At 37.3% G+C, this 12,903-nt stretch carries 13 protein-coding genes (1 of these 13 cut by a window edge); 7 read left to right on the top strand and 6 right to left on the bottom strand.

The genetic code is table 11. The features are described from left to right. Nucleotides 1-13 precede the first annotated feature (13 nt). The 3 genes from MHH69_RS15085 to nikC all read left to right on the top strand — a co-directional run bounded on the left by MHH69_RS15085 (nt 14) and on the right by nikC (nt 3,675). Nucleotides 14-1,630 (top strand): ABC transporter substrate-binding protein, encoded by a 1,617-nt coding sequence (locus MHH69_RS15085; protein WP_341362642.1) that lies wholly within the window; start codon nt 14-16, stop codon nt 1,628-1,630. Between the two features lie 122 nt (nt 1,631-1,752). After that, nucleotides 1,753-2,757 (top strand): ABC transporter permease, encoded by a 1,005-nt coding sequence (locus MHH69_RS15080; protein ID WP_122971972.1) that lies wholly within the window; start codon nt 1,753-1,755, stop codon nt 2,755-2,757. A gap of 15 nt (nt 2,758-2,772) precedes the next feature. Further along, nucleotides 2,773-3,675: a nickel transporter permease gene (gene nikC / locus MHH69_RS15075; protein WP_445954574.1), complete on the top strand. Its 903-nt coding sequence runs from the start codon at nt 2,773-2,775 to the stop codon at nt 3,673-3,675. A gap of 30 nt (nt 3,676-3,705) precedes the next feature. Here the strand turns inward: nikC and cysK are convergent, their stop codons facing one another. From cysK to MHH69_RS15055, 4 genes are all read right to left on the bottom strand, one after another. Further along, nucleotides 3,706-4,632, bottom strand: a complete 927-nt coding sequence (gene cysK / locus MHH69_RS15070; protein ID WP_341362641.1) for a cysteine synthase A — start codon at nt 4,630-4,632, stop codon at nt 3,706-3,708. 150 nt (nt 4,633-4,782) lie between these two features. Further along, nucleotides 4,783-5,802 (bottom strand): ABC transporter substrate-binding protein, encoded by a 1,020-nt coding sequence (locus MHH69_RS15065; protein WP_341362640.1) that lies wholly within the window; start codon nt 5,800-5,802, stop codon nt 4,783-4,785. Between the two features lie 11 nt (nt 5,803-5,813). Next, nucleotides 5,814-6,563 carry an ABC transporter permease gene (locus MHH69_RS15060; protein WP_225230316.1) on the bottom strand — a complete coding sequence of 250 codons (750 nt, stop codon included), beginning with the start codon at nt 6,561-6,563 and terminating at the stop codon, nt 5,814-5,816. Beyond that, nucleotides 6,529-7,395 carry an ABC transporter ATP-binding protein gene (locus MHH69_RS15055; protein WP_122971959.1) on the bottom strand — a complete coding sequence of 289 codons (867 nt, stop codon included), beginning with the start codon at nt 7,393-7,395 and terminating at the stop codon, nt 6,529-6,531. Before MHH69_RS15055 ends, MHH69_RS15060 begins: the two co-directional genes overlap by 35 nt. 127 nt (nt 7,396-7,522) lie before the next feature. Between MHH69_RS15055 and MHH69_RS15050 the strand changes: the two genes are divergently transcribed. Continuing rightward, a complete protein-coding gene (locus tag MHH69_RS15050) occupies nt 7,523-8,140 on the top strand; it encodes a Crp/Fnr family transcriptional regulator (protein ID WP_341362638.1) in 618 nt (205 codons plus the stop codon). Between the two features lie 73 nt (nt 8,141-8,213). On the opposite strand, the gene MHH69_RS15045 is transcribed toward MHH69_RS15050, so the two are convergent. Both MHH69_RS15045 and MHH69_RS15040 read right to left on the bottom strand, forming a co-directional pair. Next, nucleotides 8,214-9,302: an FUSC family protein gene (locus tag MHH69_RS15045; RefSeq protein ID WP_122971961.1), complete on the bottom strand. Its 1,089-nt coding sequence runs from the start codon at nt 9,300-9,302 to the stop codon at nt 8,214-8,216. A 126-nt stretch (nt 9,303-9,428) separates the two neighbouring features. Then, nucleotides 9,429-10,718: a glutamate-1-semialdehyde 2,1-aminomutase gene (locus tag MHH69_RS15040; protein ID WP_341362637.1), complete on the bottom strand. Its 1,290-nt coding sequence runs from the start codon at nt 10,716-10,718 to the stop codon at nt 9,429-9,431. Nucleotides 10,719-10,837: 119 nt separating this feature from the next. Between MHH69_RS15040 and bcp the strand changes: the two genes are divergently transcribed. From bcp to perR, 3 genes are all read left to right on the top strand, one after another. Continuing rightward, nucleotides 10,838-11,311 carry a thioredoxin-dependent thiol peroxidase gene (gene bcp / locus MHH69_RS15035; RefSeq protein WP_341362636.1) on the top strand — a complete coding sequence of 158 codons (474 nt, stop codon included), beginning with the start codon at nt 10,838-10,840 and terminating at the stop codon, nt 11,309-11,311. Then, the gene (locus MHH69_RS15030) at nt 11,311-12,255 is read left to right on the top strand and encodes a D-2-hydroxyacid dehydrogenase (RefSeq protein WP_341362635.1); all 945 of its coding nucleotides are present in this window, start codon (nt 11,311-11,313) and stop codon (nt 12,253-12,255) included. The genes bcp and MHH69_RS15030 overlap by 1 nt, the downstream gene beginning before the upstream one ends. 217 nt (nt 12,256-12,472) lie before the next feature. After that, a protein-coding gene (gene perR, locus MHH69_RS15025) for a peroxide-responsive transcriptional repressor PerR (protein ID WP_122971965.1) crosses the window boundary here: on the top strand, nt 12,473-12,903 show its 5' portion. 16 nt of this gene lie beyond the right edge of the window; only the first 431 of its 447 coding nucleotides appear in the window; the start codon lies at nt 12,473-12,475; its stop codon lies off the right edge, out of view.

The raw sequence follows: 12,903 nt of genomic DNA, 5'->3' as shown, positions 1-12,903 counted from the left end.
TGGGAGGGTAACTATGAAAACAGGGAAGTTTTGGTCTCTAAAACTATTTTTATTACTAGTTCTTTTAGTAGTGCTAGCTGCATGTAGCGGAGAAGAAGGTACTTCAGAAGAACCAGCAGACACAGACACAAGTGGAGATACAGAAGAAGCAGTACCTCAAACTTTAGTATTCGGTCGTGGTGGAGACTCTGTCTCATTAGATCCAGCCATTGTAACAGATGGTGAGTCTTTTAAAGTAACAGAAAATATTTTTGAGACATTACTAAACTTTGGTGAACAAGATACGACGGTACAGCCAGGTTTAGCGAAGGAATGGGAAGTTAGTGAGGATGGTCTAACATATACATTCCACCTACAGGAAGGTGTTAAATTCCATGACGGAACAGATTTTAACGCTGAGGCAGTGGTGAAAAACGTTGAACGTTGGAAAGGTGGCGCTGAAGAAAAGTTTTATTATTTCCATTCCATGTTTAAATCTGAAGGGGAAGATATTATTAAAAGTGTAGAAGCTGTTGATGATTACACGGTTGTCTTTACCCTTACGCGTCCACAAGCACCTTTCTTAAAAAATATTGCGATGAGTCCATTTGCTATTGCATCACCGACTGCCTTTGAATCAGCGGGTGATGCCTTTGGAGATAATCCGGTAGGAACTGGTCCATTTAAATTTGTTGAATGGAAGCGAAACGATTCAATTACAGTTGAGAAAAATGAAGATTACTGGCAAGAAGGATTACCGAAATTAGACAAAATTATTTTCCGTTCCATTCCCGATAACTCTGCTCGTTTAAATGCATTAACAACTGGAGAAATCGATTTAGCGGATGGAATTAATCCGTCTGATGCAGCAACTGTAGAATCCAATTCTGAACTACAATTAATCGAACGTCCATCTATGAACATTGGTTATCTAGGGTTAACATCTACACGAAAACCTTTTGACAATGTACTTGTTAGACAAGCTGTCAACTATGCGATTGATAAACAAGCGATTGTCGATGCCTTCTTCCAAGGTAGAGCTGAAGTAGCTGTAAACCCAATGCCTTCTTCGATTAGTGGTTATAACGAAGAAATCGAAGGATATCCATATGACCCTGAAAAAGCAAAAGAATTATTAGCTGAAGCAGGGTATGACGGTGAAGAAATTGAGCTTTGGGCAATGCCAGTTCCACGCCCATATATGCCAGACGGTCAAAAGGTTGCTGAAGCCATTCAGAAAAATTTAGCGGACGTTGGTATTCCATCTAAAATCGTAACTTTTGAATGGGCAACATATTTAGAAAAGGCAAAAAATGGTGAAGCGGATGCCTTTTTAATGGGTTGGACAGGCGATAACGGTGACGCGGACAACTTCCTTTATACATTGTTAGATAAAGATACGATTGGAAGTAATAACTATGCTTATTATTCGAATGATGAAGTTCATGAATTATTAATTGCTGCTCAAACTGAAACGGATGAAGAAAAGCGAAATGATCTTTATAAACAAGCACAAGTTATTATCCATGAAGATGCACCGTGGGTACCATTAGCCCATTCAACGCCATTACTTGCTGCGAAAAAAGGTGTTACAGATTATTTACCTCACCCAACTGGATCTGAAAGTTTAATTAATGTATCGATTCAATAAGTGTCTATTGCTTGAATAAGTGCTAAGCTGCTTACGAATTTTGTTAATAGACATTAAAAAAATGGGGGGTATTTTTACCTCCCATTCTTTCATTCATGCATTCTAACGAAAGAGGTGAAGATATGCTTCGCTACATAGGTAAACGAATTCTTCATTTAATACCTGTGCTATTAGGAATGACATTTATTGTTTTTTTAATTATTCGTGCGATTCCTGGGGATCCAGCCCAAGTGATTTTAGGTCAGCAAGCGACAGAGGAAGCGATTAAAGCGTTAAGAGATAAATTAGGACTCGATCAGCCATGGTATATTCAATACTTCGATTATTTAAAAGGACTACTAACTGGCGATTTAGGAGAGTCGCTACGTACAAGTCAGCCGATTACTAGTGAAATTTGGCCCTATTTAGCTGCCACTATGGAATTAGCCTTCTTTGCGATGATTTTAGCTATCCTTATCGGAATGAATGCCGGAATTATTTCGGCTTGGTTCCAAAACTCTTGGTTTGACTATATTGCAATGGTTATTGCTTTAATCGGTGTATCTGTACCGATTTTCTGGCTTGGTTTAATGGAGCAATGGGTATTTAGTTTAGAGTTAAATTGGTTGCCTACTTCCGGAAGGGAAGAGGTGCGAGCACCTGTTGAAGCAATTACCCATTTCTATTTAGTCGATACATTGATTCAAGGACGTTTTGATCAATTTTGGGTAACGATTCAGCATTTAATCTTACCGGCCTTTGCCCTTGCAACGATTCCGATGGCGATTATTGCCAGAATGACCCGCTCTTCCATGTTGGAAGTAATGCGCTCAGATTATATTCGTACTGCTCGAGCAAAAGGGCAAAAAATGGTGAAAGTGATTTATAAGCACGCATTAAAAAATGCTCTTATTCCGATCTTAACAGTAATTGGATTACAAACGGGCTTGTTATTAGGTGGAGCTATTTTAACGGAAACGATATTCAGTTGGCCAGGAATCGGCCGTTATATTTACGAGGCGATAGGTTACCGTGATTATACAGTCATTCAATCGGGTATTTTAATCGTTGCCTTTATGTTTGTCATCATTAACTTGGTTGTTGATATTTTATATACAATCATCGATTCAAGGATTAAATATAACTAGAAGGGAGAGGGAAAGATGCCTGAAATGGTCTCAAATTCAGTCGATTTATCGACGAAAGAAGAGAAAGTAGTTGGACCATGGAAAGAGGCGTGGCGCAGCTTTCGAAAAAGTAAAGCCGCCCTCGTTGGAACAGCCATTGTTGTATTTTTCATCCTTTTAGCTGTATTTGGTCCATTGATTGCGCCAGAAGGAATAAATGAACAAAAATTACAAGACTCAAGCTTAAGACTTGCACCTCCATCCAGTGAATATTGGTTTGGTACAGACGACTTTGGAAGGGACATTTTTTCAAGAGTAGTTTACGGAGCGAGAATTTCTTTGGCGGTCGGATTTTTATCGGTTATCGTTTCAGCTATAGTAGGGAGTTTTCTTGGAATTATCTCTGGCTATTATGGCCGCTGGATAGATACGATTATTTCAAGAGTTTTTGATATTATGCTAGCTTTCCCTAGTATACTTTTAGCTATTGCTATCGTATCAATATTAGGTCCTTCTTTACAAAATGCCCTTATTGCGATAGCGATTATTAATATCCCGAATTTCGGGCGATTAATTCGCTCTAAAGTTTTAAGTGTAAAGGAAGAGGAATACATTGTAGCAGCAAAGGCTATAGGAATGAAGGATTCTCGAATATTATGGAAACACATTTTGCCTAATTCCTTATCGCCAGTCATTGTACAAGGTACGTTAGCTATTGCAACGGCTATTATTGAAGCGGCTGCATTAAGTTTCCTTGGGCTCGGTGCAGAAGCGCCCCAACCTGAATGGGGGAAAATGTTATCGGACGCTCGGATCCATCTTATGACTGCACCATGGACGATGATTTTCCCTGGATTGGCTATCATGTTAACCGTGCTTGGCTTTAATTTAATGGGGGATGGTTTGCGAGATGCGTTAGATCCTAAAATGAAAAATTAAAGGGAAGGGGGAGCGAATTTAGCTCTCCCTTTATTCGTACGGAAATAAATCGGATGATAAATAACGTTCCCCTGTATCGGGCGCAATGCATAACACCTTTGCATTCGGAGGAAGTTGTTTAGCTATTTGCAACGCGAAGTAAGCAGAAGCAGCGCCGGAAGCTCCTACTAAAATTCCTTCTTCCGTACCAAGACGTCTTGCAGTAGTTTGGGCATCGAGATCTTCAATGTGAAGAATTTCATCATATATTGTTTGATTTAATATTTTTGGAATAAATCCCGGACCAGTTCCAGGTATTTTATGAGGTCCTGGATTACCACCAGCTAATACTGGGGAGCCTGCTGGTTCTACTACATAAATTTTTAAATCGGGCATAACCTTCTTCAATTCTTCCCCCGTTCCGGTTACGGTTCCACCTGTTCCTGCTGTCAATACGAGAACATCTAGTTTATTGTCAAAGGCATTTAAAATTTCAATAGCAGTTGTTTGGCGATGGGCATCAGCATTTGCATTATTTTCGAATTGTAATGGGATAAAGCTATTTGGAATACTTTCAGCAATTCGTACTGCTTCATCGATAGATCCTTGCATACGTAAGCTTGCAGAGGTTAAATGGACTTCTGCACCGTAAGCTCGCATTAACTGTACCCGTTCTTTTGTAGCATTGTCAGGCATTGTAATAATACATCGGTAACCCTTTACCGCACATACCATAGCGAGACCAATTCCTGTATTCCCACTAGTTGGTTCAATTACAGTACTCACTCCTGGAATCAGTTTCCCTTCAATTTCTGCTTGTTCAATCATATTAAAAGCAGCTCGATCTTTAACGCTGCCACCTGGATTAAAAGATTCTAATTTCATATAAACTTTCGAACCGTTCGCATCAGGTAATGCATTTAATTTTACAATCGGTGTGTTTCCTATTAATTCAAGAATGGAGTCATGTATTTTCATTATGAAACACCTTTCAAAAAAATTTTGAAAAAGCTAGGCAAGAGTCCAACCTAGCTTTTCTTACTCTATACAGTATAATACGGTTATTCAAAAGTGACGAGTATAGGGGATAAGTTAAAACAGCTAAAGTTCCTTTAGAAACGGATGAAATTATTCGTTTGAAACTGCTTCTAAGAAACTAAGGTTTAATAAGCCGTCGATATTATCCGTTGTAATATAACCTGCTTCCTTTGAAATAGTTGCCATCTCTTTAATAATCTCTTCATTTATTTCCGATGTTGGCGTTATACGATCAAAAGATTTTGTCACTTCTTCCTTTGAAAGGTCCTTACCAGTAATTTTTTTTACGTGGTCAAGGAATAACTGTATAGCTTCTTCAGGATTTTGTTTAATAAAATCAATGGCTTGTAGATGCGCTTTTAATATTTTTTTTGTCATCTCTGGATTGTTTAATGTAAATTCCTTACGTGCAGCTACAACGGTGTTAGTCGATTCACTACCCCAAGCAAATTCCTTTTCATCTAGTAAAAGTTTTGCTTTTCCGTTCGTTTCAATGTTAACCCCCCACGGTTCTTGTGCTGCTGCAGCATCAATGTCTCCTCTTAACATTAAGGATGCTGTATCAGCAGAAGCTAGTTTAATGGAATTGACATTTCCACCGCTTAATTTTACTTTTAAACCTGCATCTTTAAGGGATTTCATTAACCCAATGTCCTGTGTACTACCGTAAGCAGGTACTGCAACCGTTTTACCTGCCAAATCTTCTACACTAGTAATATTTGAATCGCCTCGTACGACAAGTACTGCCCCGGCATTGACAGCACCAGCAATAATTTCATGTTGTGGATGTCTCGTATAAGTGTTTAATGCAGGTGTAGGGCCAACTGTTCCGATATCGATGGCGTTCGTAGACATTGCCTCCATGAAGGCAGTACCATCGTTAAAGGTTTTCGTTGAAATGGTAACATCTTCGCCTAGTTGTTGTTGGAAATAGCCCTTTTCTAGTGCGACGATTGTTGCGATATGGGTCATATTCGGAAAGTACCCGATTCGAACAGTGGAAGCTTGATCCTTTTCTTCGTTGGAAGAAGCTTCACTATGACTACATGCTGCAAGGATAATAGTCATCAGGGTCATCATTGTTAAAAATAAAAAATGCTTCTTTTTCATTTTTTCATCTCCTAAACTGTTTGCATACCCCATTTTCTTAATGCATAACGTTCAATACGTACAAAAATAAAGTTATCGATAAAGGAACCAATGACACCGATGATAATAATAATACTAAAGATTAAATCCATTGCTTGTATGGAGCGTCCAAGGTCTAAAAGGGTTCCGAGACCCCCGCTTCCTCCGAGTAATTCCCCTGATAATACTGCCCGCCAAGCAAGTGCCCATGCTAAACGTAAACCTGAAATTAATTGAGGTACCGTTGCTTTAAAAATAACAGTACGGAATAAATGGAATCCGTCTGAACCCATTGTTTTCGCTACTCGAATTAGCAAGGGAGGTACACTTTTAAAGGCGGCACTTGACGTAATAATAATAGATAACGCCGCTCCTAATATGACAATGAAAATAACGGAACCGACCCCTAAACCGAACCAAAGAATAGCTAAAGGCATCCATACGATATTTGGGATAGCTTGTAAACTTGTGACAAAGAAACCAAGGGTATCGTCAATTACTTTGTATTTATAAATTAAATATCCAAGTATTAATCCGATAACGACTGCGATAAAGAAGCCAACAAATAATCGCACAAGGGAAGCGCTAGTTGCTTCAATTAATTGTCCAGTCATTAATCCGTTTACTAACGTTTTTAGTATTGTGACACCACCTGGATCATTCGGAATGATTAAAGGTGGCCACATAAAGGCAGGGAAGATGTCGAATTTAGATATCGCTTCCCATATTGTTATGAGGATCAACACGAAGACGATCCTTCTCAAGAGAGTAGTCACTACCTAATTCCTCCTTCAGCACTTTTTCCATTTCCTGCTCCAGCTCTGTTAATATACGATTCTCTAAATGTATTAAAATGCTGTCTGAAGATTTGCGCGGACGAGACGCCTGTACAGGAAAAACATTTTTAATACCTCCAGGACGCGTCTTCATTAAAACGATGCGGTCCGATAATACAACTGCTTCACGAATATTATGAGTGACAAAAAGGATGGTCTTTCCAGTTTCACTCCACAATGTTTCCAGTTCTTTATGTAAAACCATACGAGTTTGTTCATCTAAAGCAGCAAATGGTTCATCCATTAAAAGGATTTCCGGATCCATTACAAGGGCACGGGCAATCGCCACCCGTTGCTTCATGCCTCCAGACAATTGATGGGGCATAGAATGGGCAAACTTCCCAAGGTGTACTTTTTGTAACCATGTCATCGCCCGCTCCTTAGCTTCTTCCTTAGGTATTTTTTTAATCAGTAGACCATACATAACATTTTCAAGAACTGTCATCCAAGGGAATAAACCAGATTCTTGGAAGACAACGATTCGATCGTTCCCGGGTCCCTTTACCGGACTATCATTGACTAAAAAAGTGCCAGAAGAATGTTCTTCAAGTCCTGCAATAATATTTAAAAGTGTGGATTTCCCACAACCAGAAGGGCCTAATAAGGAGATAAACTCACCTTTATTAATAGTTAATGAAACGTCATCTAACGCAATTGTTGGAGCATGCTCATTACTTTGAAATTCCTTATGAACATTTTTTAGAATAATATGTTCATTTGACAAAATAAATCCCTCCATTCCTATAAAACATATTAAAATACTAAGTTTTAATTTATTTTATGTGTTGTATTCGCTTCTTTCTGTCACTTTTGTTACAAAATTTCAGAATAATTTATATAATAGAATTATAAGGGAGAGGGAAACAATGGAATTAGAGAGTTCATTGAAGTTAATAGAACAGCTTGCTAAGAAAATACATGCTAGAAAAGGACAAATTATTTATCAAGCTGGAGAAGAAGCAAATAACGTATATTTTTTAAATGACGGAATCGTTAAAATTGCGATCGATGGAGACGATGGACATCCAGTTACGATTTCCTTAATTCGAATGGGGGAAATGTTTGGATTTCTAGATCGATTAAACAACCGGTTAGAGCATACTCAATATGCCGTTGCGATGACGGATGTTGAATTATTTGTTTTACCGATAGAAATTTTAACTCAACATTTGAATAAATTATCTGAAATGGAACGGAGCTTATTTTATTCCTTAGGGAAACGATTAATAGAGGCTCAAGAATTTGTCTATGTTCATTCTAAAATGACGATTCCTGAACGACTTGGCTGGCTTTTGAAGAAGTTAGCAAAAGTAGAAAATAATATTTTAACAATCAGTATTCCTTTAACCCACGAGGAAATATCTTTTATGATTGGCTGTAGCCGTCAAAAGGTAACGACTTATTTAAGTAAGTGGAAAAAGGAAGGAGTTATTCAATATGAACGGGGATTTATTCAACTAATGGACTTAGAAAAACTTCAATAATTAAAAAACTACCCAAAGGTTTCATCAAATCCATCTTGTACCATGGATTTGACGTCCCTTTATGGGTAGTTTTTTAGTAGAAATCCTCTTCTAAATCCGAATTTTTTTCTGTACTATGATAGCTTCGGAAAGAAACAATTAAAGTATCTAAGTGTTCTAAATTCTCCTCATAGTCAAGGAGGCGGGAGAAGATGTAAAACAAATGATAACTTGAAAACTCTTCTTCACCTTCTCGATTTTGTTCAAAGGCGATTTGTTGGATAAGGTGTTCCATAACGTCCGCATGTTTGTCGTCTTCTTCGTCGACCCACTTTGAATGTTCGGGTTTTAACTTACCAGTAAATTTCAATAATAATTGTTCGTGGAAAGTAAGAAGAAAATCTAAACGTTCTTGAATCATCGTTCGAAACGGAACGGGTAAATTAGCTATTTCATTTTCATGTTTATTTAAACGATGCAAAAGCTCTAAACTTTTTTTCGTCGTGATAATCATTTGTCGATACATAACAAGTTTTCGGGCTTGTATAAATCGTTTTTTCTTAGAATAATGGCGCTCTTCTTTATAGAAATCATACATATTTTCAATCCCCGATAAACGGCTATGGAATTTATTAAGAGCGTTTTTCGTTGATGTATGTTCAGACGCTTGTCTAGCAGCTAAGCGAGTCCAACGAATAATATCATCCTGCAATGAATCGATCATTTTAAATAATTTTATTTCATAGCGTGGTGGGATGAATACGAGATTCACTAGAAAGGCTGCAAATACACCTACCATAACAGTTATAAAACGTATAATTCCAAATTCTAAAAAGTCTTCTCCTTCATAAACCATAATTGCAACTACAGTTACAAGGGCAAGGGACAGGGAACTGTTTAATTTGAACTTAAGCATTATCGCGATAACGATAATTGCTGCAAGTCCAATTGTAACGGTATGATGGCCAAATATTAACCCGAAGGTAACTGCGATTGTTGCGCCTATGAAATTCCCTTGAAGTTGTTCAATAATTGTTAAATAAGATCGATAAATCGAAGGTTGGATTGCAAATATAGCTGCAATCCCAGCAAAAACAGGAGAAGGTAAGTTCAGTAATTCCGCTAAAAAAAGGGCAAATACAATAGCAAAACCTGTTTTTAAAACACGGGCACCTACTTGCATTAAAAAATAAATCCTCTCTTTCAAGAAACATATGATTGAAATCACATTACTTTACCTAATATTTTCCCATTGGTCAACTAGTTTCATGAAAGATTCACATTATAATCAACTTAACATGGTTTTGACTTATTTTAATTGTGAGAAAGCATAGTCGACAGCTTCAATTGTTTCTAAAATATCCTGTTCTGTATGTTCTGTCGTTAAGAACCAAGCTTCATATTTAGACGGTGCTAAATTAACACCCTTTGAAAGCATTAATTTAAAGAAACGTCCAAACATTTCCCCATCAGAGTTTTCAGCTTGTTCGTAGTTTTCTACTTTTTCATTTGTAAAGTAAACAGTTAAAGCACCTTTTAATCGGTTTATTGTTATTGTTACACCATGTTTTTCAGCTGATTGTAAAATGCCTTTTTCCAACATTGCCCCTAGTCGATCCATTTCTTCGTAAACACCAGGTTGTTTTAACACTTCAAGACATGCAATTCCTGCAAGCATAGACGCTGGATTTCCAGCCATTGTTCCAGCTTGGTAAGCAGGTCCAAGGGGAGCAACGGTTTCCATAATTTCCTTACGACCACCGTAAGCACCGATTGGTAGACCACCGCCGATAATTTTACCCATCGCAGTTAAATCTGGAGTTAAACCTAGTAAGTCTTGAGCTGCACCGTAATGGAAACGAAATGCTGTAATAACTTCATCGTGAATCGTTAAAGCTCCTTTTTCCTTCGCCACAGTATGAACGTATTCTAAAAATCCTTTGTTTGGTTCGACGATACCGAAATTCCCTACGATTGGTTCGATTAAAATCGCTGCAACTTCATCGCCCCATTTATCCATTGCTAGTTGGAATTGTTCTTTATTATTGAAAGGAACAGTAATTACCTCAGTTGCAACGGCTACAGGTACACCTGCTGAATCTGGGGATCCTAAAGTAGCTGGACCAGATCCGGCAGCAACTAATACTTGGTCGAAATGTCCATGATAACATCCAGCAAATTTAATGATTTTCGTACGTCCTGTATATGCTCGGGCTACGCGAACCGTTGTCATAACTGCTTCCGTACCTGAATTAGTAAAGCGAACTTTATCCAATGAAGGAATCGCCTCTTTTAACATTTTGGCAAATTTCACTTCATGTTCTGTTGGTGTTCCAAATAACACACCTGTTTCTGCAGCAAGAGTGATTGCTTTTGCGATATGTGGATGACCAAATCCTGTAATAATTGGACCGTAAGCAGCTAAGTAATCGATATAACGGTTACCGTCTACATCCCAAAAGTATGCGCCTTTACCTCTTGCCATGACAACCGGTGAACCGCCGCCTACCGCTTTATAAGAACGTGATGGACTATTAACGCCACCAACGATATGTTGTAATGCTTCTTCGTGAATTTGTTCAGATTTCGTATGATTCATTTTCAAATGCCTCCTCATAATTTACACATCTTATTGTAGACCTATTCCCATTTGAATGCCAAAGAATTTGAAACTCCAATGTTTGTTCGGTACGATATAAATAAAGGGGAGGAATATTTATGGAAACTTTATTAAATATGGAAGCACCAAATTTTACTATATTAAATGAAAAAGAAGAAAAAGTAACTTTAAGTGATTATAGAGGGAAAAAGGTGATTCTTTATTTCTATCCGAAAGATATGACACCAGGCTGTACTACTGAAGCGTGTGATTTCCGCGATCAACACGAGGCATTTTCCGATTTAAATGCTGTTATTTTAGGTATAAGCGCAGATGATGCAAAGAAACATACAAAATTCATTGAAAAATATGGGTTGCCCTTTTCATTGCTAGTTGATGAAGATCATGAAGTTTGTGAAAAATATGGAGTTTGGGTATTAAAGAAAATGTATGGTAAAGAATTTATGGGGATTGAACGTTCTACTTTTCTTATTAATGAAGAGGGCATTGTAGAAAAGGAATGGCGTAAAGTAAAAGTGAAAAATCATATTGAGGAAGTTTTAACTTATTTGCGTGAAGGGGAAAAGAAATAATGAAAGTATATTTTACATTTAACTCAAGACCAGATTTACAACAGCAGTTAATCGAACATTTCCCCAAAGTTGAATTTACTTTTCATAGTCGAATCGAGAATGAAGTGTTAGCAGAGGCAGATGTTCTTGTGACTTATGGTGAAGATTTGAATGATGAACATATTAAAATTGCCAAGAATTTAAAATGGATTTTCGTTGCTTCAGCGGGAATTGAGAAAATGCCAAGAAAGGCAATCGCCGATCGAAATATTATCGTTTCAAATGTGCGTGGAATTCATAAAAAGCCAATGGCAGAATCGATTATCGCTCATATTTTATCACTTAAACGTTCTCTACCTTATATTTATAACAATCAACGAAATAAAATTTGGGATAAAAAAGGAAATCCAACCGAATTAAATGGAAGTACTGCTTTAATTATTGGTCCAGGTGCGATTGGTGCAGAAATTGGTAGACTTCTTCAAGCCTTTGAAGTATATACAATTGGGTTGAATCGAAGTGGTGAAGATGCACCATTTATGAATGAGACACATCGGATTTCAGATTTAGCACAACAGTTACCAAAAGCTGATATTGTTATTTCGATTTTACCGAGTACGGAAGAAACGACACATATGATAAAGTATGAACATTTTCAACTAATGCGCGAAAATGCCATTTTTATGAACTTTGGACGAGGAAATTTGGTGGAAACAGATGTATTAATTCGTGCCCTAGAAGAAAAACTAATATATCATGCGGTACTGGATGTATTTGAAGTAGAGCCACTACCATATGACAATAAATTATGGGAATTAGATAACGTGACCATTTCGCCTCATTGTTCGAGCCATTCGTCCCGTTACCTAGAAAGAAGTCTAGAAATTTTTAAGCCAAGTTTGGAGAAATGGTTAAAAGGTGATACTGATATTGAGAATCAAATGGATATTTTGAGAGGTTATTGAGAATATTATCCATAAAGTGAGAACATTCATAAAGTTCCTTTTTACAGAAGAATTATATATTTATGATAATTAACGGTGATTTTTATTCAATTTTTGATAAAATAGGCAATAGCGTAACCGTTACCAATAAGGAATTGTTGACTATTTACAACGATTTGGTTACACTAATGATAACTATTATAAATTAAGAATTATGTATGAAAAGAGGTGCATGACGATGTCTGAATTGCATTTGAAAGATGCACTAGACACGTTAAAGACAACTGGTGTAAGAATTACTCCGCAACGTCATGCTATTTTGGAATATTTAATCGAATCAATGACACATCCAACTGCAGATGAAATATATAAAGCTCTAGAAGGTAAGTTTCCTAATATGAGTGTTGCAACGGTTTACAATAATTTACGTGTATTCCGAGAAGCAGGTTTAGTGAAGGAACTAACTTATGGAGATGCAGCGAGTCGATTTGATTTTGTTACAAACGATCATTATCACATGATTTGTGAATGTTGTGGTAAGATTGTTGATTTCCATTATCCGGGCTTAAATGAAGTGGAGCAATTTGCATCGCATGTAACGGGTTATAAAGTTCACTCACACCGCCTAGAATTATATGGTACATGTCAAGATTGTCTTGAAAATGATGG

Origin of the sequence: Ureibacillus sp. FSL E2-3493 (genome assembly GCF_038077515.1) — a bacterium.
Lineage (GTDB): Bacteria > Bacillota > Bacilli > Bacillales_A > Planococcaceae > Ureibacillus > Ureibacillus halotolerans.
This window is presented reverse-complemented; position numbering and strand designations above follow the sequence as displayed.

What these genes read in the sequence shown, in the direction of transcription:
- MHH69_RS15085 (WP_341362642.1), top strand. Translation starts at nt 14, where the DNA reads ATGAAAACAGGGAAGTTTTGGTCTCTAAAACTATTTTTATTACTAGTT.
- MHH69_RS15080 (WP_122971972.1), top strand. Translation starts at nt 1,753, where the DNA reads ATGCTTCGCTACATAGGTAAACGAATTCTTCATTTAATACCTGTGCTA.
- nikC (WP_445954574.1), top strand. Translation starts at nt 2,773, where the DNA reads ATGCCTGAAATGGTCTCAAATTCAGTCGATTTATCGACGAAAGAAGAG.
- cysK (WP_341362641.1), bottom strand. Translation starts at nt 4,632, where the DNA reads ATGAAAATACATGACTCCATTCTTGAATTAATAGGAAACACACCGATT.
- MHH69_RS15065 (WP_341362640.1), bottom strand. Translation starts at nt 5,802, where the DNA reads ATGAAAAAGAAGCATTTTTTATTTTTAACAATGATGACCCTGATGACT.
- MHH69_RS15055 (WP_122971959.1), bottom strand. Translation starts at nt 7,395, where the DNA reads ATGGAGGGATTTATTTTGTCAAATGAACATATTATTCTAAAAAATGTT.
- MHH69_RS15050 (WP_341362638.1), top strand. Translation starts at nt 7,523, where the DNA reads ATGGAATTAGAGAGTTCATTGAAGTTAATAGAACAGCTTGCTAAGAAA.
- MHH69_RS15045 (WP_122971961.1), bottom strand. Translation starts at nt 9,302, where the DNA reads ATGCAAGTAGGTGCCCGTGTTTTAAAAACAGGTTTTGCTATTGTATTT.
- MHH69_RS15040 (WP_341362637.1), bottom strand. Translation starts at nt 10,718, where the DNA reads ATGAATCATACGAAATCTGAACAAATTCACGAAGAAGCATTACAACAT.
- bcp (WP_341362636.1), top strand. Translation starts at nt 10,838, where the DNA reads ATGGAAACTTTATTAAATATGGAAGCACCAAATTTTACTATATTAAAT.
- MHH69_RS15030 (WP_341362635.1), top strand. Translation starts at nt 11,311, where the DNA reads ATGAAAGTATATTTTACATTTAACTCAAGACCAGATTTACAACAGCAG.